The 21,485-nt window shown below is 67.1% G+C and carries 21 protein-coding genes; 15 read left to right on the top strand and 6 right to left on the bottom strand.

The window, feature by feature from the left end:
- The first annotated feature begins 67 nt into the window (after nucleotides 1–67).
- Together JWN03_RS11585 and JWN03_RS11580 are read left to right on the top strand one after the other, a co-directional pair.
- Nucleotides 68–370: a hypothetical protein gene (locus JWN03_RS11585; protein WP_297613699.1), complete on the top strand. Its 303-nt coding sequence runs from the start codon at nucleotides 68–70 to the stop codon at nucleotides 368–370.
- Nucleotides 367–1,455, top strand: coding sequence for a DUF6745 domain-containing protein (locus tag JWN03_RS11580; RefSeq protein ID WP_297613697.1), 1,089 nt, complete (start codon nucleotides 367–369; stop codon nucleotides 1,453–1,455). The genes JWN03_RS11585 and JWN03_RS11580 overlap by 4 nt, the downstream gene beginning before the upstream one ends.
- A 55-nt stretch (nucleotides 1,456–1,510) precedes the next feature.
- On the opposite strand, the gene JWN03_RS11575 is transcribed toward JWN03_RS11580, so the two are convergent.
- Nucleotides 1,511–1,987, bottom strand: coding sequence for a hypothetical protein (locus JWN03_RS11575; RefSeq protein ID WP_297613696.1), 477 nt, complete (start codon nucleotides 1,985–1,987; stop codon nucleotides 1,511–1,513).
- Nucleotides 1,988–2,190: 203 nt separating this feature from the next.
- On the opposite strand from JWN03_RS11575, the gene JWN03_RS11570 reads away from it, so the two are divergent.
- A complete protein-coding gene (locus JWN03_RS11570; protein WP_297613695.1) occupies nucleotides 2,191–2,598 on the top strand; it encodes a hypothetical protein in 408 nt (135 codons plus the stop codon).
- Nucleotides 2,599–2,852: 254 nt separating this feature from the next.
- A complete protein-coding gene (locus tag JWN03_RS11565) occupies nucleotides 2,853–4,547 on the top strand; it encodes a DEAD/DEAH box helicase (protein WP_297613694.1) in 1,695 nt (564 codons plus the stop codon).
- 274 nt (nucleotides 4,548–4,821) lie between these two features.
- Here the strand turns inward: JWN03_RS11565 and JWN03_RS11560 are convergent, their stop codons facing one another.
- Nucleotides 4,822–5,535: a TIGR00266 family protein gene (locus tag JWN03_RS11560; RefSeq protein WP_297613693.1), complete on the bottom strand. Its 714-nt coding sequence runs from the start codon at nucleotides 5,533–5,535 to the stop codon at nucleotides 4,822–4,824.
- A gap of 120 nt (nucleotides 5,536–5,655) precedes the next feature.
- On the opposite strand from JWN03_RS11560, the gene JWN03_RS11555 reads away from it, so the two are divergent.
- The 6 genes from JWN03_RS11555 (at nucleotide 5,656) to JWN03_RS11530 (ending at nucleotide 10,044) form a co-directional block, all read left to right on the top strand.
- The gene (locus JWN03_RS11555; RefSeq protein WP_297613691.1) at nucleotides 5,656–6,480 is read left to right on the top strand and encodes a heavy metal-binding domain-containing protein; all 825 of its coding nucleotides are present in this window, start codon (nucleotides 5,656–5,658) and stop codon (nucleotides 6,478–6,480) included.
- Nucleotides 6,481–6,483: 3 nt separating this feature from the next.
- The gene (locus tag JWN03_RS11550) at nucleotides 6,484–6,861 is read left to right on the top strand and encodes a DUF5073 family protein (RefSeq protein ID WP_297613690.1); all 378 of its coding nucleotides are present in this window, start codon (nucleotides 6,484–6,486) and stop codon (nucleotides 6,859–6,861) included.
- A 56-nt stretch (nucleotides 6,862–6,917) separates the two neighbouring features.
- Complete coding sequence (locus tag JWN03_RS11545) at nucleotides 6,918–7,847, top strand: AraC family transcriptional regulator ligand-binding domain-containing protein (protein ID WP_297613689.1); 930 nt, start codon at nucleotides 6,918–6,920, stop codon at nucleotides 7,845–7,847.
- Nucleotides 7,848–7,917: 70 nt separating this feature from the next.
- On the top strand, nucleotides 7,918–8,874 hold the full coding sequence (locus JWN03_RS11540) for an AraC family transcriptional regulator (RefSeq protein WP_297613688.1): 957 nt from the start codon (nucleotides 7,918–7,920) through the stop codon (nucleotides 8,872–8,874).
- A 153-nt stretch (nucleotides 8,875–9,027) separates the two neighbouring features.
- Nucleotides 9,028–9,219, top strand: a complete 192-nt coding sequence (locus tag JWN03_RS11535; RefSeq protein ID WP_297613687.1) for a hypothetical protein — start codon at nucleotides 9,028–9,030, stop codon at nucleotides 9,217–9,219.
- A gap of 21 nt (nucleotides 9,220–9,240) precedes the next feature.
- Nucleotides 9,241–10,044, top strand: a complete 804-nt coding sequence (locus JWN03_RS11530) for a transglutaminase-like domain-containing protein (protein ID WP_297613686.1) — start codon at nucleotides 9,241–9,243, stop codon at nucleotides 10,042–10,044.
- A gap of 21 nt (nucleotides 10,045–10,065) precedes the next feature.
- Here the strand turns inward: JWN03_RS11530 and JWN03_RS11525 are convergent, their stop codons facing one another.
- Nucleotides 10,066–10,710, bottom strand: a complete 645-nt coding sequence (locus tag JWN03_RS11525) for a DedA family protein (RefSeq protein ID WP_297613684.1) — start codon at nucleotides 10,708–10,710, stop codon at nucleotides 10,066–10,068.
- A gap of 48 nt (nucleotides 10,711–10,758) precedes the next feature.
- Nucleotides 10,759–11,433: a TMEM175 family protein gene (locus tag JWN03_RS11520; RefSeq protein ID WP_297613682.1), complete on the bottom strand. Its 675-nt coding sequence runs from the start codon at nucleotides 11,431–11,433 to the stop codon at nucleotides 10,759–10,761.
- Nucleotides 11,434–11,732: 299 nt separating this feature from the next.
- Between JWN03_RS11520 and JWN03_RS11515 the strand changes: the two genes are divergently transcribed.
- Nucleotides 11,733–12,266: an Imm42 family immunity protein gene (locus JWN03_RS11515; protein WP_297613680.1), complete on the top strand. Its 534-nt coding sequence runs from the start codon at nucleotides 11,733–11,735 to the stop codon at nucleotides 12,264–12,266.
- A complete protein-coding gene (locus tag JWN03_RS11510; protein ID WP_297613679.1) occupies nucleotides 12,263–13,672 on the top strand; it encodes an ABC1 kinase family protein in 1,410 nt (469 codons plus the stop codon). The genes JWN03_RS11515 and JWN03_RS11510 overlap by 4 nt, the downstream gene beginning before the upstream one ends.
- Here the strand turns inward: JWN03_RS11510 and JWN03_RS11505 are convergent.
- The gene (locus JWN03_RS11505) at nucleotides 13,665–17,114 is read right to left on the bottom strand and encodes a tetratricopeptide repeat protein (protein WP_297613678.1); all 3,450 of its coding nucleotides are present in this window, start codon (nucleotides 17,112–17,114) and stop codon (nucleotides 13,665–13,667) included. The two genes, JWN03_RS11510 and JWN03_RS11505, sit on opposite strands and share 8 nt — an antisense overlap.
- Nucleotides 17,115–17,364: 250 nt before the next feature.
- Between JWN03_RS11505 and JWN03_RS11500 the strand changes: the two genes are divergently transcribed.
- The 3 genes from JWN03_RS11500 to JWN03_RS11490 all read left to right on the top strand — a co-directional run bounded on the left by JWN03_RS11500 (nucleotide 17,365) and on the right by JWN03_RS11490 (nucleotide 19,871).
- On the top strand, nucleotides 17,365–18,333 hold the full coding sequence (locus tag JWN03_RS11500) for a hypothetical protein (RefSeq protein WP_297613677.1): 969 nt from the start codon (nucleotides 17,365–17,367) through the stop codon (nucleotides 18,331–18,333).
- Between the two features lie 77 nt (nucleotides 18,334–18,410).
- Entirely contained in the window at nucleotides 18,411–19,277 is an 867-nt protein-coding gene (locus JWN03_RS11495; protein WP_297613676.1) for an alpha/beta hydrolase family esterase, read from the top strand.
- A gap of 27 nt (nucleotides 19,278–19,304) precedes the next feature.
- Nucleotides 19,305–19,871, top strand: coding sequence for a YbhB/YbcL family Raf kinase inhibitor-like protein (locus JWN03_RS11490; RefSeq protein WP_297613674.1), 567 nt, complete (start codon nucleotides 19,305–19,307; stop codon nucleotides 19,869–19,871).
- Nucleotides 19,872–20,045: 174 nt separating this feature from the next.
- Here the strand turns inward: JWN03_RS11490 and JWN03_RS11485 are convergent, their stop codons facing one another.
- Nucleotides 20,046–21,476, bottom strand: a complete 1,431-nt coding sequence (locus tag JWN03_RS11485; RefSeq protein WP_297613672.1) for an MFS transporter — start codon at nucleotides 21,474–21,476, stop codon at nucleotides 20,046–20,048.
- Between the last annotated feature and the right edge of the window lie 9 nt (nucleotides 21,477–21,485).

Below are 21,485 nucleotides of genomic sequence, written 5' to 3'. Positions count from 1 at the left end.
TCGATATCGAGCCGGCGCACGGGGTGACGGCACAGGAGGGAAGAGCCCATGTTCCGACAGGGGGGACGTGCTGATCGTGCCGATCGCCACCGAAGCGGTGCCTGCGCAGGCGCTGCAGGCGCCGGGCGAGCCCCGGGACGCCCGCGGGCGCATGGTGCTGGCACTGGGCGAGGTCACCGGCCATGCCCACGCGCTGGCCGCGCCGGGGCGGCTGGTGCGGGCGAGCGCACCGCATATGTTCCTGCACCTACCCGAGGGCGGGCGGCTGGTGCACGAGGAGCACGCGGCGATCGTGCTGCCGCAGGGCTGGTTCCGGGTCGTGCGGCAGCGCGAGTACCTGCCCGGCGCCGTGCGCATCGTCGCCGATTGACCACCGCACCCTCCAAGTATCGAATCCTCACAGCACCGGTCACAGACGGGATTTTCATGCAGACCATCGATGAGTGGCGCGCCGTGGCGGCGGCCACCGCGCCCGCCGACCGCCGCGCCGCCGAGGCCGCGGTGCGGCGCGCCTATTCCGGTGCGGGGCTGGCCGCACCGACCCGCTACCTCTGGGTCGATTCGCCGCTCGCGGCCGTAGCGGCGGTACGGGCCCTGGAAAACCCCGGGCGCGCCGTGCTCGGCGAGATCCGCACGCGGCCGTGGGCGGCCGAACGCCGGAGTGTCCATGAGGAACTCGGCCCCGAGGGGTGGGCCGAGCGGTGGAATGCCACCGGCGCACAGCTGTGGGACAACACCCGCATGCTGACCGACCGCATCCGCGCAGGCGTCGTGGACGCGCTGCTCGGTCCCGAATCCGAGAACGGGGACCGCAAGGCCCGCGCCACCGCCGCGAGCGATATTCGCGGCCTGCTGCTGGATGCCGTACTCGGACAGCACGATGCGCCCTGGCTGGCCGCCTTCGACGGCAGCAGCCGGCTCGCCGGACTCGCCGCCGTCGCGAAGAATGCCGGCTGGTGGTGGCCCTTCGAGCATGTGGTCGTCTTCTCCGAGCGCCCCGTCCGGCTGCTCCGCGACGAGGCGGGCCGGCTGCACGCGGCCGATGGTCCCGCGCTGGTCTACCCCGATGGTTTCGCCCTGCACGCATGGCGCGGTATGCCCGTCCCCGCGGACTTCCTGGCGAATCTGAACGCACTGACTCCCGCGCGCATTCGCACCGAGGAGAATGCCGAACTCCGCCGCGTCATGCTCGAGATCTTCGGCTACGACCGCTACCTCGCCGAATCGAATGCCGAGCCGGTGCACCGCGACGAAACCGGAATCCTCTGGCGCATACCGCTCCCCGATGACGAGGACGTGGTCATGGTCGAGGTCGTCAACTCCACCGCCGAGCCCGACGGCACCTTCAATACCTACTGGCTACGCGTGCCCCCGAGCACCGGCACCGCCAAGGAGGGCGTCGCCTGGACCTTCGGCCTCACCGCAGCCGACTACGAGCCGCTGCGCCAAACCTGAGCCGCTACACGGAAAGCCGCGAGCGCTGTGCCCGCGGCTTCGACCGTGCGACCGCTCAGCCGAGGTCGATGGTCCCGGAACAGGCCACCGCAGGCACCGGCACCAAGCCGCTGTTCACGACCGACAGATCGATCCGCACCGGCCCCGATCCGGTGGGCACATTGTTGAAATAGACGGTGCTGCCCGAGCCGAACATCGATGACATCGGCGAGAATCCGCTGACCGAGCCGGACGCGCCCGTCGCCAGATTCGTCCAGGTGAGCGTCGGGCTGGTCCCGTATCCACCCCAGATGCTGGCCCCGGTGTGGACGGTGAATCCCGCTACCCCGGGCGGCAATCCGTACTGCGACACGATCACCTGATTGCTGTAGGGAACGTCGACGATATTGGGGCTGAGCCCGACACAGCTGCTCATCGGAACCAGCGCGGAATCGACGGCCGAGGCCGTTCCCATACCCATGACCATCGATCCCGCCACCGCCGTCGCGCCCAAGGCCAGTCCGGCGATCAGGAACCTCTTCGAAACCCTCACACATTTCCCTTCCTAGACCCCGACCCGAAGGTTCAACTTTATAAGCCTCCGCAACGCGGACGCTATCGGACACATGCCCCTATTTCCTCGGGCAAGGGTGGCGGTCGGTCGACTATCAGCGCGCTGTCGGACCGCTGTCAGCGCGCCCGAGCACTGTGGGAACCACGCCGGACAGGCACTCGGAACTACCAAGGAGACCCACAATGAGCACCGACATCCTCAGCAAGGACGACCGCCGCACCCTGCAGACCGCCGCCTACGGCGTGGTCGCCCTCCTCGCCGCAGGCGACCCCGGCCTGATCTCCTCCACCAGGATCGGCACCGCCGCGGGCAATGCCCTCCGCACCGCCACCGGCCTGGTAGGCCACGCCCTCAATCACAACCCCCGCCCCCGGCTGAAGGCCCACACCGTCGCAGGCGTAGCCGACATAGTCCTCCCCGCCCTCACCTCCTCCATCAATATCCTCACCACCAAGGCCCCCGCCGAAGCCGATAACTTCCGCCGCACCATCACCACCGCCATCGCAGCCGCGGAGCAACACCACAGCGCCCGCCCCCACCCCGCGAGCGCCGAACTGATCCGCAAAATCACCGCCGCCCTGGTCAACTGACCGGGCGGAGCCCGAGCACGCTGAGGCCCAGGTCACTCTGAAACCGTAGGCAAGCGACATCACATACGGCGGATGGCTGGGAATCAGCGGGCTTGGGCTATGGTTGTAGCCGTCGAGTAGCGATCTTGCATACTCCACTCCGTCGTGGATGTCTTTTCTTCGCGTCGGCCACGCAGCGAGGTCAGCAAGTGCGGACGACAGTCCGGCACGCCCCTGCGATTCACCCCGATGCTCGAAAGGCACCAGGAACCTTTATGACGACTCCCTCATCTAGCCCCACCACGTCCTTCGCCGCTCTCGGCGTACGCAAAGAAATCGTCGCCGCGCTGGCCAAGGGCGGTATTACCGCACCGATGCCGATTCAGGCGGCCACGCTGGTCGACGTACTCGCCGGCCACGATGTGCTGGGCCGCGGCCGTACCGGTAGTGGTAAGACGCTGGCCTTCTCCATTCCGCTGGTCGAGCGGCTCGCCGGCGGCACCGGCGGCGCTCGCCGCCCGGGCCGCCCGGTCGGTCTGATTCTTGCCCCGACGCGAGAGTTGGCGACCCAGATCGCCACCGCCATCGAGCCGATGGCCAAGGCCACCGGGCTGACGGTGACGACCATTTTCGGCGGCGTCCCGCAGAACCGCCAGGCCAAGGCCCTCAAGGCCGGTGTCGACATTGTCGTCGCCTGCCCCGGCCGCCTCGAAGACCTCATGAAGCAGCGCCTGGTGGCGCTGGACGGGGTGCGGATCGCCGTGCTCGACGAGGCCGATCACATGGCCGATCTCGGCTTCCTCCCCGGTGTCACCCGGATTCTCGCGGCGACGCCCGCGGACGGGCAGCGCCTGCTGTTCTCGGCCACGCTGGACAATGGTGTGGACAAGCTGGTCAAGCGGTTCATGCGGAACCCACTGACGCACAGTGTCGACTCGGCGGATTCGCATGTGCCGGATATGACCCACCACGTCTTCGAGACCAATGGCGCCGATGCCAAGCGTGATCTCGTCTACGCCCTGGCCTCCGGCTCGGGTCGCCGAATCCTGTTCATGCGCACCAAGCATCACGCGCGCCGGCTCGCCAAGCAGCTGACCGCCGCGGGCATTCCGGCCACCGATCTGCACGGCAACCTGTCGCAGGCGGCCCGCGATCGCAACCTGGCCGCCTTCTCCGCGGGTACCGCTCGCGTCCTGGTCGCCACCGACGTCGCCGCTCGCGGTGTGCACGTCGATGATGTCCAGCTGGTGGTGCACGTGGATCCGCCCGCAGAACACAAGGCGTACCTGCACCGTTCGGGCCGGACCGCCCGCGCCGGCAGCTCCGGCGATGTGGTCACGGTCGTCCTGCCCGAGCAGCGCAAGGATGTCGCGATGCTGCTGCGCAAGGCCGGCATCAATGTCGAGCCGCAGCGGGTGACCGCGCATTCCCCCGCCGTGGCGGAGCTCGTAGGCCCCGTCGCCGCGCTCGTAACGCCTTCCGCAGCATCTCTTTCCGATGACCGGATCGACAATCCCCGGCGCGCGGACAGCCGTCGCGGCGCGCCGAGTGGTCAGGGCCGCCCGCAGCGGGCCCGTACCGCGGGTGCCGGAAGTTCGCGAGGCACCGGCAACGGTGCGGCACGCGGCGCGGGCGCCGGAAACGGGCGCAGCGGTGGCACCGCCGCCGCACGCAGCGCCAATGGCGCCGAACGCCGTGGTGTGAGCGGCGGCCGTGGCGGCAGCTACGACCGTGGCGCGAGCACCTCGAACAGCTACTCCACCAGCACCGGCGACGACCGCGCAAGCGGTGGATCCTCCACTCGCAATGCCGGTTCCACCGGAAACGCGACCCGCGGCGCCAGCGCTGCCGGAACCGCTACCCGCGGCGCCGACCGCGCACATGCCGCACCGGCCCGCCGCCGCGCCTCCCGCCCCCAGGCGGCCGCATCGCGCGACCAGTCCGCATCCCCGCGCACCGGTCGCCGCTGACAACAGCGCTCGACCCGATCGACCGAAACCGGCCGCCCTTCCACAGGGCGGCCGGTTCGCGTTTCCGCACCACCACCCATCATCCCGGCGCACCACCCGTAATCCCGGCACCGGCCCGTCATCCCGGCACCGGCCCGTCATCCCAGCACCGGCCCGTCATCCCGGCGCGTTTTTGGCCGGGATCCACACGGGCTGCGCTTCAGCTGGTTTCGGTGGATCCCGGCCAAAAGCATGCCGGGACGACGGGGGCTACTTGCCGGGACGACGGGCGGAACTACTGCGAGGCACGGCGTTCGTTGTCGAAGTAGGGCTGCAAATAGGGCGCGAGCGCGTGCGCGAGGTTCGGCAGCGGCATGCTCTGCAGGCAGATTTCACCGGGCCCGGTGAGTGCCACGAGCAGGAAGCCGTCACCGCCGAACAGCTTGTTGCGAATGCCGGGCACCGTGGTCATCTTGAATTGCACACTCTGGTCGAACATTCCGACATGCCCGGGGTGCACCAGCATGGTCTGACCTTTCTCCAGCGTGTAGCGGGTCAGTTCGCCGGACAGCTCGATCCAGGATCTGCCCTCGCCTTCCAACCGCTGTAGCTGGAAGCCGGTGCCGCCGAACAGCCCGCCGCTGAACCGCTGCTGCAGTGCGAGACTCACGTGCACGCCGGGCTGGCTGGCCAGCCAGCCGTGCCGATGCACCAGAATGCTGCGCTGCGGCGCGATATCCACCGGGATGATGTGACCGGGCAGTTTGGCGGCGAAGGCCACCAGTCCCGGGCTGTCGTTCGCCTGATATCTGGTCACCAGCAGTCCGCCGCCGCCGGCGACCCGCTTCACCGCTTTCAGCAGCCCGCCGCTACCGGTGCTGGCGGTCTGCGACATGCCGATATTCGTTGTCATCCAGGACAATTCACCGTGCGGGGTGATCACCGCCTCCCCCGGCTCCAGCTGGATCTCCAGCACCGGGAGGGTGCTGCCCCTGACATCTGCCCGCATATCCCGCTCCCCGGCCGCATCTCACCCACCCGAACGCCAGCATACGGCCGATGCCACGCCCCCGCCGCTGCCCGAATTCCGATCACCGGGCATTCCCGGATTCGGCGTCGTACAGTGGCGATGGTCGTCATCGGAAGGGCAGGAACCGTGCAACCGAATCCCGGATCACAGCTGGAACCGACCGCGAGTGAACGCCTGTCCCATGCGGGCAAGATCTTCACCTCGGACCTGTCGGTCAATGAGTTCGCGCTGCTACACGGTGCGGGCTTCGAGCCGATCGACCTGGTCATGGGCGTTTCGGTCTATCACGTCGGCTTCCAATTCACCGGTATCCGCCAGCAGCAGGAGCTTTCGGTGCTCACCGAGGCCACCTATCGGGCGCGCTGGAATGCCATGTCGCGCATGCAGGCCGAGGCGGACGCACTGCACGCGGACGGGGTGGTCGGGGTGCGGCTGCAGTGGCGGCATCTGGGCGCCGAGGCCAGCCATCTGGAGTTCATCGCCGTCGGCACGGCCGTCCGCTTCACCGGTGAGCCGGGCAAGTTCCGGCGGCCCGGCGGGCAGGCCTTCACCAGTCATCTCTCCGGCCAGGACATGGTGACGCTCATGCGTTCCGGCTTCGCGCCGGTGGCCTTCGTCATGGGCAATTGCGTATTCCACATCGCCGTACAGGGTTTCATGCAGTCGATTCGCCAGATCGGCAACAATGTCGAGATGCCGCAGTGGACGCAGGGCAATTATCAGGCCCGCGAGCTGGCCATGTCCCGTATGCAGGCCGAGGCGGAACGCGATGGCGGCATCGGCGTGACCGGGGTGGAGTTCCAGATCGAGAACTATGCCTGGGGTCATCACACGGTCGAGTTCTACGCGGCGGGAACCGCGGTGCGCCGCATCGGAAGTGGCGAGACCATCACCCCGCAATTCGTGCTCCCCATGGGCGGCTAGCCGATGACCCTTCCCGGATTCGATCCGGAGCGCGCGGCCGGCGTCATCGGTTCCGCGCTGCACGGTCCCGGTGGTGTCGGCCTGGTTTTCACGGTGTTCGCCGGGGTGCCGGGAGTGATCCGCACACCGGCGCGGCGCGGGATGTTCCGCTCCGAACCCGAACGCCTGCAGCTGGGCAGCTGGCGTTATGAGGTCACCGGTGATCAGCGCGTCCGCGCCGCACACGTGGTCAATGGCATCGTGCTCGCCGAGGATGTGCTCACCGCCGCGGCGGTCGGACCGCATGTGGCGCGGGCGCTCGCGGATCTGGTCGCGGGTTTCGGGCCGCCGGTGCTGCCGCAGATCGCCGCGGCGCTGGAGGTCCTGGAAACAGCGGGCTGAAACACAGTTCGGTCGATTCCGGCTATTCGCCGGTGATTTCGCCGCACCATTGCACGATGCACACCTCCGACACCGTTCTCATGCCGCGCTTCATCCTGTCTCGCGCGGCAGCGGCGGGGATCGACCCGAACCGGCTGGCGCGCGAGGCCGGAATGCCGACCTGGTTACTGACCGATAGCAACGCCCGCACACCCAGCGAGTACTACCCGCGGCTGTGGGAGCTACTCGAACGTGAAGTGGGCGACCCGAATACGACGCTGCGGGTGGTCGGCACCTATCGCGTCGGGGAGCTCGGCCTGTTCGACTATCTGATCTCCACCGCCGATACGCTCGGCGAGGGTCTGGCGGTGGTGGGGCCCTATGTCGGCGCGGTGAGCACCAATTTCCGGATGGACGCGGGCGAGGAGACCGAAACCGAGGCGACCTTCGATCTGCACATGATCAATGCCGAAGGGCGCGGGCGGGAGCTGGCCGTGCAGTCCTCGCTCGGCATTCTGGTCTCGCGGATCCGCCAGGTGACCGGGCGGCCGGTGCATCCGGTGCGAATGGCGTTCCAGCAGCGGGCACCCCAGCAGCACAGCGCCTTCATCGAGCACTTCGGTACCACGCGGCTGGATTTCGGAGCGCCGGTCAACAGCATGACCTACCGGCTCACCGACTTCGAGCTGCCACAGGTCACCGCCGATCCCATGCTGGCCGCGGTGCTGCGCCGGTACGCGGCGAGTGCACCGCCCCCGCCTCCGCATGCCACCGAATGGCCGGACCGGGTGGCCGGCGAGCTGTGGCAGGAACTGCGCCGGGGCGAGCCGTCGCTGGATCAGGTGGCACGCCGGCTCTTCACCAGCCCGCGCACCCTGCAGCGACGCTTGGCCGATTCGGGCACGACGTGGCGGCTCGAGGTGGATCGGGCTCGCAAGCGGCAGTCGGAGACCCTCGATTCCACCGGCGATCCGGTCGGCCGGCACGGTGATGCGGGTGACGAATAGCGTTGCGACCCCGGCTATCCGGTGATGCCCGCCGGTGAGTAACCGATCGGATCGAGCCGACAGCATTCTCATGGCGAGGTTCGTCCTCGCACGGGCCGCGCGGGCGGGACTCGATCCCGACCGCCTGGCACAGCGGGCCGGAGTGCCCGGCTGGTCCGAGGGCGGTGAGCGCACCCGGGTCTCCAGCCGGCACTGCCCGCGGCTCTGGGAACTGCTGGAACAGGAGTCGAACGATCCGGATATCGCATTGCGCTCCGCCGCGGACAGCACGGTGGGTGAGCTCGGGCTGCTGGAGTATCTGTTCCTCTCCGCACCCACTCTCGGTGCGGCGCTGGATGATTGCCTGCGCAACTCGGGCTCGCTCACCACCAGCTACGGTCTGCGGATCACCGATCACAGCGATCGGGGAGTCACCTACGAGCTACAGCTACTCTCGGACGACGGTCGCGGTCGCGATCTGATCGTGCACGCCGCCTTCGCTTTCATCCTCGGGCGGGCGCGCTCGGCCACCGGTTGCCGAGTGGATCCGGTGCGGGTGACGTTCCGCCAGCGCGCACCCGACTCACGTCTCGCCTTCGACGAGCTGTTCGGCACTGCGGCAGTCGATTTCGGAGCGATAGCCGATTCCTTCACCCTGTCCGCGGCCGACCTCGAATTGCCGCTGACCACAGCCGATCCCGACCTGTCCGCCGTCCTGCACGGCTATGCGGCCACTATGCCGACACCACCACCGTTCCCGCCGACCTGGGCCGATCGGCTGGCGGAGGCACTCGACACAGCATTGGCACAGGGCGCCGCAACGCTCGATACCGTTGCGCGCGAACTGCATACGTCACCGCGCTCACTGCAGCGGCGGCTGGCCGAGTCCGGAACGAGTTGGCGCGGCGAGCTCGATCGGGCGCGCCGCCGCCGGTTGGATCGCGCCGGGCCGCTGCCCCGCGCCGAGCAGGCGGAAATCCTCGGCTATGCCGATGCCGCCAGTCTGCGACGTGCCATTCAGCGCTGGCGGGAGCCGGACGAGGGCTGAAATCTCGCGTGCGAGAACACATCCCAGCACCCTCACAGCAAAGTTTGTCGTGTTCCCGACCGATTTGGCGCTTTCGGTCCTCCCCCGCACCAGCACCCGGAATGAAACTGGACGGAAACGTCTTCGGCCCGGTACTTCGATTGGAGCTCTCCCATGCCCCACAGCGCAGCATCCGCCACCGTCTATGTCATCACCGCACTCGAGGCCACCGGCGCCGCCACCCGCAATGATTTCGATATCCCGGCCATTGTCACCACCACCTACAGCGTCACCGACACCTGGGATTTCGACAGTGTCGACCCGACGATCTTCTGGAATATCGCCGCCACGTTCATCAACCAGTAGAACGGTGGCACGATTGGGGGGGTGAAGCGCGACGTCTCCGTACATCTCGACGTCAAAGTCCATGCCGCTACCGTCCTCGAATTCCAGATTGCCGTCGCCCGGCAGCCTGGAATCGATCTGAACGAATCACTGCTGTTCGAGCTCGACGGCAGCAAGCTGGTGCCGCAGGAGGTCCTGGGGCCGCACGGCACCCGAATACATGTAATACACAGTGACGCAGGCAATCTGCACGCGTACTACAGCGCGACGGTTTTCGGCGCGGCGGCGCCGGAACCGGTCACCGACTACGATCGCTCCATCTATCTGCGCCCGAGCCGGTTCATCGACTCGGATAAGATACTCGGCTTCGCCGCAGCCGAATTCGGCTGCGGCATAGACGATCCGGAGATGCCGGCGCGGGTCTCGGCCTGGGTGGCCCGCCGCATCTGCTACGCGCCCGGCAGCAGTCTGCCCAGCGATGGCGCGGTGGAGACGCTGCTGTCGGGCACCGGTGTGTGCCGGGACTTCTCCCATCTGGTGGTGGCGCTGCTGCGCGCTATCGGCGTGCCCGCCCGGGTCGCATCGGTCTACCCGCCCGGCTGCTTTCCGATGGATTTCCATTCGGTCCCGGAGGCCTACGTACACGGAGCCTGGCAGGTCTTCGACCCGACCGGCCTGGCACCGCGCACCAGCATGGTCCGAATCGCCACCGGCAGAGACGCTTCCGATATTGCCTTCCTCGGCAATCACGGCGGCGACATCACCGTCAACGGCCTCTGGGTCAAGGCCTTCATCGACGGCCCGCTACCCCGGGACGATTTCCTGCAACCGGCCACCCTCTGGTGAGGCTCAGTCGGCTGGTGAGGCTCAGTCGGCGTCGTGTGCGGTCTCGTACGTGGACTCGAAGGTGCGCTCGCGGCGGCGCTCGCGCAGCTTCCATACGATGAACGCCACGATCACGATGACCACGGCCCCGATCGCCGCATCGCGGCCCACGGTCTTCGCGACCTTCTCATAGGACTGCCCGGCAACAAATCCGAGCACCACGAATGCCGTGCCCCAGACGACGCCGCCGAGCGCATTGAAGGCGAGGAAACGGCGGTAGGGCATCTGGGAGGTGCCGGCGAGCGCGGGCATCATGGCGCGGAAGAAGGCCACGAAGCGGCCCAGGAAGACGGCCCAGCCGCCGCGGCGGGCCAGGAAATTCTGGGCCTGATCCAGCCGGCCGCGGTGCCGATCCAGCATGGAGGCCTGCAACAGGCGCGGCCCCACCCGTTTTCCGATCTCGTAGCCGACACTGTCACCGGCGATCGCCGCGACCACCACCAGCAGAATCATCGCCCACAGGTACACGTGCCCCTGGCTGGCGGCGACCCCGCCGAGCACGGCCGCGGTTTCACCGGGCACCACGAATCCGACGAATATCGCGTCCTCGACGAACACCAGCAGCGTGACGATGAGGTACACCCACACCGGGGCGATATCCAGGATCCGGTGCAGCAGCGAGTTCATGACCGCAACGGTACCCAGTGCCCGGCGACCGTTGTCATCGGCAGCGAACTAGCCGGTCGGCTGCGCGCGCTGCGCCCCGGGCCAGCCGCCGCTGGTGGCCGCGTACACCGCCAGCGCCAGCATGTAGAGCACCAGCGCCACGATCGGCTGGACCAGTCCGATGAGCGCGATCACGTCGAAGCCGAGGAACCCCATCCACGCCAAACGGCTTTGCACGCGCACGAATTCGGCGTCATGTCCCGGTTTGAACAGCGTCGGATCGCGCCGCAGTGCCACCCACATAATCAGCCAGGCCAGCGCCTGCACAGCCGCGACCACACCGTAGAAGGCAGTCGCCACCCGCGCATTCCAGGCGTCGCCGTCTATATGGTGCGCCAGCGCCGTAGTCGGAAACGGCAGAAATCCCACGCAGAGCAGGAGCAGCATATTGCCCCACTGCAGCAGCGAATCCACATGCTGAATACGGGCGAAGAAGTTGTGATGGCACACCCAGATGACCCCGACGGTGGCGAAGGAGGCCACGTAGGCGAAGTAGCTCGGCCACAGCGAAAGCAACTGACGCAGCAGATTCTCATGGCTGTCGTCCGGCAGCCGAATCTCGAGCACCAGCAGCGTGATCGCAATGGCCATGACGCCATCGCTGAACGCCTCCACTCGCGCGGGCGTCCATCGGGTATGAGCTTCGGCCTGTGCTGTCTCGGCCGTCGAGCGCGGATACTGCATCGTCGAATTATGGTCCAAGATCACCGGCCCTGAACATGCCATTTCCAAGCTGCCGGGTCCGTGAACGGCCGTCCGCAACGGATACCAGTTCTCCGGACCGGAAAACACTCCCCAGCAGCGTCTTTCACCCGACTACCCGCCGGAGTAGGACGGCGTGGACATTCCGGACTTCATACGATGCGGTGGTGGCCTGGTTCCAGCCCAGCCATGTGGGGTGCTGGGCTGGAACCGAGCTGTGGCGTGGTGGCGGGTCGGATCGGGTTGGTGGTGATCGTCGACAAAGATCTCCAGGGGGTGCGATGATGCTGGTCGGAGATCGTGGCCGCTTCGCGATCGAGTACGAGCTCGATCACCTGCCCAGCGGCTCCGCGGGACTAGAACCGGGGCTAGGACACTGGATGTTCGGTCGAATTCGGTGGTGGTGTGGCGGTGAGAAGATCGGTCGGTATCAGCCGAATACCGCGATCAGAGATGTGGCTGCCGCGGCCGATCGAATGCTGGTGAGCGACAATGCCCGCCGCAGTCCGGCATTGATGGCGCTGCCCGCGCGCGAGGTGGCGCATATCGTCACCGAGGCGCTGTTCGCCGACAATGATCGCTCCGATGCGCAGATCGCGGCCGACGGCGCGCACTACTGGCCGTTCTTCGTCGGTCCGCGCACCGAATCCTTCGAACCGTGGGACATTTTCGTGGTCGAGGACGAGGCGGGCGCCAGACTCATGTGGGGTCTGGCCGGTCTGCGGGAAGTCCGCGAATGCAGTCTGCGTCGCGGTGAATTCGCCGGGGTCCTGCGGGATTTTCTGGGTGCACTGGAGTGGGGTGATCGGCAATGACCGGATCGAAGCCGGTATCGACCTCCCGCTTGGCGCGGGGTTCCAAGCTGGGGGCCGTGGTGGCCGCGCAGGCGGTGCGCAAGCGCCGCACCAAGCTGTCCATGATCGGCCGTTCCGCCGAGGTCCGGGCCCGGATGGCCGATGAATCGGTGCTGCGCCTGGCCGAACAGCTGGTGGGTGTGTTCGGTGAAATGAAGGGCCTGGCAATGAAACTCGGGCAGCTGCTGTCGCTGCTCGATCTGGAGCTGGTGCCGCCGCGGCAGCGCGAGGAATTCCAGCGCCGGCTGGCGGTGCTGTTCGATCACGCGCCCACCGTCGATTTCGACGCCATGCGCGAGGTCATCGAGCAGGATCTCGGCGCACCCCTGCAGCAATTGTTCGCCGACTTCGATCCGGAGCCGATCGCCGCCGCTTCGATCGGACAGGTCTATCGCGCAACACTTTTCGACGGCACCGAGGTCGCGGTGAAGGTCCAGTATCCCGGCATCGACCTGGCGGTGCGCGCGGACCTGCGGAACCTGGGCCTGCTGCGCGCCATGCTGCAGCAGGTCGCACTGCCGGGCTTCACGCTGGCCGTGCTCGACGAGCTGCGCACCAACTTCGAGAAGGAGCTGGACTACACCGTCGAGGCCAGTACTCAGCACCATGTGGCGAATATGTACGCCGGCCACCCGTTCATCACTGTGCCGCAAGCTTTTCCGGAGATCAGCAGCCGCCGCGTCCTGGTGACCGAATACTCCCCCGGCATCGATTTCGACGCCATGCGGCAGCTCCCGGACGCCGAACGCGATCGGATCGGCGAAATCATCTACCGGTTCTATGTGGGTTCCCTCTTCGAGTTCGCCGAGTTCTGCGGTGATCCGCATCCGGGCAATGTGCTGCTGCGCGCCGACGGCCGGGTGGTCTTCCTCGATTTCGGCCTGTACAAGCGAATGGCCCCGGAGCACATCGCCTTCGAGGCCACCTGCCTGCGCGCCGCCGCCGAGGATCGCTATGACGATCTCTTCCGGCTCATGATCGAGCGCGGCGTCATCGACGAGCACTCCACCGTGACCGCTGAAGAGTGCTACAACTACGTACTCTCGGCTGCGGAATGGTGCCTGGTCGACGAGGAGCTGCCGATCACCCCCGAGCTGGCCTCCGGCGCGTTCCTGCACGCCATCGACCCGCGCATTACCGAATTCGACGGGATGCGACGGCAGAATCTGCCGCCCGAGCACCTGTTCTCCCGCCGCGTCGACTTCTGGACCTGCGCCACGCTGGGTCAGCTGCGGGCCACCGCGAACTGGCACCACATCGCACGGGAATGGATCAACGGCGCGGACCCGGTCACCGAATTGGGCCTGCGGCACCGGGATTGGAAGATCAGCCGTCAGGCCGACAGCCACGCCGGGACGGCTACCTAGCGGTATCGGGCACCGGCAGATCCCGCCACACCCGGCGCTTCTTCCAGCGCACCTGGATCTCGCGCACCAGCCGGGTGGCATCGACGTACGACACCACCGCATCCTGCGGCCCGCTGAATTCCCAGAGCGCGCCGAGCTTGTCGAGCATTTCGGCCTGACCGGGGCGCTCGCCGATCTCCCGGAAAGTGGCCAGCAATTGCTGCACCAGATCGGCGGCCCCGGCATAGTCGCCGGCCTTGTACCGGACCAGTCCCAGCCCCATGAAGGCGTACACCTCACCGAGGCGGTCGCCGATCTCCCGGAAGAGCGCGGGCGCCTGTTCCACCAGTTCGGCCGCACCGGTGTAATCGCCGGCCTGATATCGCAGCAATCCCAGCCCGACGAACGAATACGCCTGGCTGACACGGTCATTGATATCGCGGAAGATATCCACCGCCTGTTGCGCGAGCTGGGTCGCGGCGGCGTAATCGCCGGTCGAGTTCCGCAGAATGCTCAGGCCGCCCAGGCCGAAGGCATGCCCGAATCGGTCGCCGATCTCCTGGTAGATGGTCAGGGCCTGCTGCACCAGATCATCGGTTCCGGCGGCATCGCCGGTGGCGAAGCGCAATCGGCCGAGGCTGCTGAGGGCATAGGCCTCACCGACCCGGTCGCCGATCTCCCGGAAGATATCCAAGGCCCGCTGCACGCGCTGCACCGCGCCTGGCAGATCGCCCGCCGCGTATTCCAGCCGACCCAGACTGCAGAGGGCATAGGCCTCACCGACCCGATCACCGATCTCCCGGAAGATCGCCAGCGCCCGCTGCATGAGGTCACCCGCGCGCTCGTATTCGCCACCGGCATACCGCACCAACCCCAGCACGATGAGCGTGTACGCCTGCCCGACCCGATCACCGATCTCCGCGAAGATGGCCAGTCCCTGCTCCATGCGATCGGCCGCGCCCGCGTAGTCGCCGGTCGAATACTGCACCAGGCTCAGGTCATTGACGGTGTAGGCCTGGCCGACCCGATCACCGATTTCGGCGAAGATGGCCAGTGCGGGCTCCATCCGTTCAGCAGCACCGGGTAGGTCGCCGGTGGCATGCCGTAGTCGGCCGAGACTACAGAGGGCGTACGCCTCCCCGAGCCGATCACCGACGTCCTGATAGATCGCCAGCGCCTGCCGGACCAGTTCGGCCGCACCGGGATAGTCGCCGGTCGCGAAGCGCACCGACACCAGATCTTCGAGCGCGTTCGCCTCGGTGAAGCGGTCGCCGATATCCCGATAGATGGCCAGCGCTTCCTCCACCAGCTCCACCGCACCCGGATAGTCACCGGTCGAATACCGCAGCACGCCGAGCTCATTGAGCGCATGAGCTGCACCGAACCGGTCGCCGATCTCCCGGAAGATGCCCAGGGCCTGGCGAAGCAATTCCGCCGTGCCCGGATAGTCGCCCGTCGAATACCGCACCACCCCGAGCCCGATGAGGGCGTAGGCCTGCCCGCGCCGATCGCCGCTCTCCTGATAGATGGCCAGCGCCTGCCGCACCAGATCCGCCGTCGCCGGGTAGTCACCGGTCGCATATCCCAAGCGTCCCAGGCTGCTCAGTGCCCGGGCCTGGCCGATCCGGTCCCCGATCTCCTGATAACTCACCAGCGCCTGCCGCACCAGATCCGCGGTCCCCGGATAGTCACCGGTCGCGTATCGGACCATGCCCAGATCGCTCAGCGCGTCGGCGGCTCCGACCCGATCGCCGCTGTGCTCGGCAATGGTGGCCGCGCGCCGATGCAGTTTGATGGCCAGCGGCCACGGCCCGTCCAGCCGCAGCAGTCCGGACAGCACGCTGGTCATCCCGACCACCCGGGCCGACTGATGATGGGAGGCAGCGTATTCCAGACAGCCGAGCAGATTGCCGCGCTCGGCCCGAAGCCACGCCAGCGCCTGCGCCCGATCCGAGAAATGCGGCGCACCGGCGTCGGCCGCCGGGCGCAGCTGCCCGGCCAGATAGCGGTCCGCAGCCTCACCGAGGTGCTGGTAGTGATCCAGCAGCCGTTCGACAACCTCGCGCCGGTCCTCGATCGGATCGGCCGCGACGAGCGCGACCGCGTACTCCCGCAGCAGATCGTGCATCCGGTAGCGCCCGCCCGCCGGTTCGTCCAGCAGGTGATCGGTGAAGAGCGCGTCCAGCTCTCGCCGCGCGGCACTCACCGGAATGCTGTCCAGGACCGCGGTGGCGTGCGTATCGATATCGGGACCTGGGTGCAGGCTGAGCCGGCGGAACAGGCGCTGCCGCTCCGGCGGCAGATCCCGATAGGACATGGTGAAGGCCGCGTAGACGGCCCGCTCCCCGGCTTCGAGCTCGCTCAGCCGATCCTGCGCCGTCGCGACATCGGCGGCCATACCGGGAATGGTCCACGAGGCGTGATGGGCCAGGCGGCTGGCGAGCAGCACGATGGCCAGCGGCAGATATCCACACAGCCGGACGATTTCGGCCACAGCCGGGCGCTCGTCCGCGCTGGGGGTGCGGCGTGCCAGCGTGCAGAACAATTCACCCGCCTTCGCCGGATCCAAGGTGTCCAGCGCGAAGGGCTGGGAGCCGTCCAGTGCCACCAGTCGCCGCCGGCTGGTGATCAGGGTCAGACAGCCGGGCCCGTTGGGCAGCAGCGGCTCGACCTGGGCGTGATCCAGGGCGTCGTCGAGCACCAGCAGAATTCGCTTGCCCGCCAGCCGATCTCGCCAGATGCTGCGGCGATTGTCGAGGCTGTCGGGGATCTCGCGGGGGTCCATGCCCAGATCGGTGAGCAGCCCGGCCAGCACATCGGCGGGCTTCGGGCTGATGTGCCCGGGGGTGTGCGCGTGCAGATTGACGAAGAAGCGCCCGTCCGGAAACTGGTCTGCGAGACGGTGCGCCGCCCGAGTTGCCAAGGCGGTCTTGCCGATTCCGGGCATACCGTCGATGGTGTGGATCGATACCACCCGCTCGGCCCCGGCGACCGCGAGAATGCGCTGTAGTTCGTCCTCGCGGCCGATCAGCGTGTCCACATCACGCGGGAGGGTGTCGGTCAGCGTGAGGCGCGGCGGGATCACCTGCTGCGGGACCGGCGCGGCCACCGACCCGGCACCGGCCTCCACCACGGCGTCCTCCCAGAGCCGCTGCCAGACAACCACATTCAACTGCACCCCGGTGACCTGATCACGCTTCTGCTGCGCCAGATAGATCAGCGTCGCCAGCACCGGCTCCAGCGAGGAGAACTTGGCCGGCACATTCTTCCCGGACCGCCAATCACTGAGCCGCTGGATCGTCGGCAGCCCCTGCGTACGGCGCAGCCGGACCTTGGTCATCCGCACCACCTGGTCCAGCGTGGGGTTTCCCGCTGCCTCGAACAGTTCCGATAACCGCTGTGCGAACAATTCTCGTGCCGGAACGGACTTTCCCTGAGCGCCCGCGCGGGCCGATAGTGCCACGCAGACAGGCTAACCGCGCCAACCGGTCCCGGGAATGGTCTGGACCGATTCGGTGATCCACATCCCTTGTGCCCGTGGGGTTTTCATTGATTGCCACAGGGTAGCCATAGCCGTAATCGTCATGTGACGACAATCACTCGGTTAACGACGGCGCGCTCCAGGAAGATTTCATTGCGAATAATTCGTCCGGAGGCTCCGGGCGACGCGCACTGAGATTGTAAATCTTCTGGGAGGCAGCGTGCGATCGATCATGAAAACATCGGTTGAGGTGGGGCGAAAGCGCCGTATTTTCACCAGCATCGGGGCGGCGGTGCTCATCGGCACATCCGCACTATTACTTACCGCATGCAATGACAAGGACACCAAAGCGGGCCCGGCGACCTCGGAAGCCGCGGCTCCGATGGGCACCGGCCAGCCGGGGGATACCACTGCCGCCGCCAATGGCCAGGCAACGGTTCGCACCGTCGGCAAGACCGGCTGGTACGACGGCTTCGACATCACGGTCGACAAGGCGACCGTGGTGCCGGACCAATACGGCGGGGCCAAGATACGGATCGACCTCACCTACAAGAACAACACCACCGACAACAAAACCCTGAGCGAGAACCCGTACCTGCAGGTCGGCACCACGGTGGACGCCGGGGCGAGCTTCGATAATCCGACGGTACCCGGAAAGGGTTCGGCCGCAGGCGATATCACCACTTCGGTACAGAAATTGGCCGATGCCCAGCACCTGCTCGACACCATTTCGGTGGTCTACGGCCAGGCCGCGGACAATCAGACCACCATTCCGCTGAAGGCCGACGGCAAGGTGGACAGCATTGCGCCGAAGACCATCGACATGAATGGCACGCTGGTACAGGATCAGACCACGATCCAAATCACCGGCGGCACCCTCTCGCCCAGTTACACCAAGAACGAGCACGGCAAGATGGATCTCGCGCTACATATCAAAATCATTGGCGGGACCGGTATTTCGGACGGCGGGCTGAATATCTTCACCGAATACTTCAGTGTCAAAACACCGGACGGCCAGTCCCTCACGGCCAATGATCGCGCACCGATCAACGAGTTGCTCGAGCGGAGCCAAACCATCGACAATGCCAAGGATTTCGTCGATTTTGTGGTCCCCGCTCCGGGTCCCGGCACCTACGTGGTGACCTACGACGCCACGAAGGGTGCGAGCACCGGGCCGACGTTCTCCTTCACCGTCAGCTGATCTGGCAGAAGTCCGCCGCCTGAAGTACAGTCAAACTGCACAGTTTGACTGTACTTCTGTTCGAGCGGAGGACGCCCATGACCGACGAGCTGATCGCCTGCGAGCTCACGCTCGCCGGGCAGACACGCACCTTCAGCATGCGACCGCCGCGCGATCCGGACGCACCGCTGGTGCTGGTGCTGCACGGCAATCAGCCGGGGGTCTCCGGACGAATCATGCACGAGTGGACCAGTTTTGCCGCACACGCCGATGAGTGGGGCATTGCCGTCGGGTATCCCGACGGCGTCGGCGGCTGCTGGGCCGACGGGCGCGGCGTCACGACGGCCGACAAAGCGGGCGTCGACGACGTCGCGTTCCTGCGTGCGGTCATCGATCGCTCAGCCGAGCAGTTCGGCACCCACCCGGATCGGACCATCATCGCCGGAATCTCCAACGGCGCGTTCATGTCCCATCGACTGGCCCGGGAGGCCGGCGAGCGGATTCCGGTTTTCGCCGCGGTCGCGGGCGGCCTGCCCGCCGCGCTGAGCACCGGCGAGCCCACCCATGCGGTATCGGCGATGCTCATCAACGGCACGGCCGACACCATCTTCCCGATCGAGGGCGGCCATTCACGGCACCTCGGCCCGAACGGCGAGTTGCGCGGCTACGCATCGGGTTTGACGGAATCGGCACAATACTGGCGTACCGTCGATCGATGCTCGGGTGACGACTCGACCATAACCACCGAGCTGTCGAGCCGCCGCACGGTGACCGGCGGGGTCGGCGGAACACAGGTCGCGGCATGGACGGTATTCGGCGGCGGCCACACCTGGCCGAGCACGTCGGTGCCGCCGGAGTGGGCGAACAGCCCAGATGCGGACACAACGCGAGAGTTCGACGCCGCCGTGGAGATCTACCGCTTCGCGCGGCCCCTGCTCATACCCGCGGACGCACGGAAACTGTGAAAACCGCTCTATCCCAGGGAGTTTCTCTTGGCCATCATCGGCAAATTGCTCAAGAACCGGCGCGCGGGTGCGGACGGATTGGCCTGGAATCTGCCGAATCTGTCCGGGGGCAAGACCTTCGAGCTCACCAGCCCCGACTTCGAACACGAGAGCGTGCTCGGCAGGGTCCACGCTTCCAAGCGGATCGGCGGCCAGGACCTCTCCCCCGCGCTGAGTTGGTCCGGACTCCCCAGCGACGCAGCCCAATTGCTGCTGGTGGTCGAGGATCCCGATGCCCCGACCGGTCTGCCATTCGTGCATTGCGTGGCACTGCTGGATCCGGCGCTCACCGCGCTGCCGCAGGGCGCCCTGCGGACCGACAGCGCGACACCCGGTGTACAGGTGCTTCGCTCCGGAATGGGTCGTGGCTATCAGGGTCCCGCGCCGATCAAAGGACATGGCCCACACCGCTACACCTTCCAACTCTTCGCCCTCACCACCCCGATCACCGAGGTCGCCGGCAAGTCTCCGGAGTCCGCCAAGCCCCGCGATGTCCTCGCCACCGCAACAGCCACCGCACAAGCCCGAATCGACGCCTTCTACGAACGCCCCTGACACCGGGCCGCAAACCCGCCCCTAACCCCGCCGCCCCGCGCACAAGCCGGCGTCCCGCGCACGAATCTGCCGACCGCCCCCGCGCACAAACTGCGTCCCGCGCACGAATCTGCTGGCGAATTCGTGTGCGGGACACAGAATCGTGCGCGCGGCATAGGCGGCTCCGTGCGGCAGCTAGGCAGCCGCGACGAGTCGGGCGGGGGCGGCGTCTGTTGCGGTACCCGGGCGGCGCAGCACGGTGACGGCGACGACCAGCGCGGTGGCCAGGAGTCCGGCGGCCACCGCGAAGGCCAGCCGGTAGCCGTCGGTCAGTGCTGCCGCATGGGAAGCGCCTGCGGCCAAACGGTTTCCGGTCCGGGAGGCGGCGAGGGTGGACAGCACCGCGACCCCGATCGCCATTCCGACCTGCTGGGTGGTGTTGAACAATCCGGAGGCGAGTCCGGCATCGTCGGCCGCCGCGCCGGACATACCCAATCCCGTCAGCGCGGGCAGCGCCAGACCGCCGCCGGCGATCAGCACCATCATCGGCAGCAGATCCGGGACATAGGCGGCATGTACGGGAAGCCTTGTCAGCCAGAGCATTCCGGCCAGCAGCAGCACCAATCCGGCGATCAGCACGGTGCGCTCACCGAACCGGGTGATGAGCCGAGCGGAGACGAACAGCGATACTCCACCGATCGCCAGGGCCGCGGGCAGCATGGCCAGACCGGTCTGCAGGGCGCTGTAACCCAGCACCTTCTGCATGTACAGCGCGACGATGATCTGGAAGGCGAACATGGCCGACAGCGTCAGCATCTGCGCCACATTGGCGCCGGAGACATTGCGCGAGTGGAAGATTCGCAGCGGCAGCAGCGGGTTCTTCGCCGTCGCCTGACGCACCACGAAGGCGACCAGCAGGGCGAGCGACACCGCGCCCAAGCCCAGCGTATGCACCGACAGCCAGCTGTACTCCTCGACCTTGACCACGGTGTAGATGCCCAGCATCAGTCCGGCGGTGACCAGCAGCGCGCCGAGCGCATCGGCGCCCGCGGCCAATCCCACCCCGCGGTCCGCGGGCAGCGCCTTGATCGCCACCGCGACGGTCAGCACGCCGATCGGCACATTGATCAGGAAGATCCAGTGCCAGTTCAGCATATCGGTGAGCACCCCGCCGAGCACCTGACCGATCGAGGCGCCGGCCGCGCCCGTGAAGCTGAAAATGCCGATGGCCTTTGCCCGTTCGCGATTCTCGGTGAAGATCGTCACCAGGATGCCGAGCACCACCGATGCGGCGATCGCACTGCCCACACCCTGCAGGAAGCGGGCCGCGATCAGCATTCCGGGACTTGTCGCCGCACCGGCCAGCAGCGAGGCGGCGGTGAAGACCACGTTCCCGGTCAGGAACATCCGCTTGCGGCCGATGAGGTCGCCGAACCGCCCGGCCAGCAGCAACAGGCCGCCGAACGCGATCAGATAGGCATTCACCGTCCAGCTCAATCCGGCGGGCGTGAAGCCCAAATCGCTCTGGATCGCGGGCATGGCCACGGTCACGATGCTGCCGTCGAGGATCGTCATCAGCGTCGCGGCCGAAAGCACCGCGAGGGCAAGACGTTTTGGCACTGTCATGGTCTTCTC

It is taken from the genome of Nocardia sp. (genome assembly GCF_025465275.1).
GTDB lineage: Bacteria > Actinomycetota > Actinomycetes > Mycobacteriales > Mycobacteriaceae > Nocardia.
Note: the sequence above shows the minus strand (reverse complement) of the source record. Positions and strands in the feature narration are given on the sequence as shown.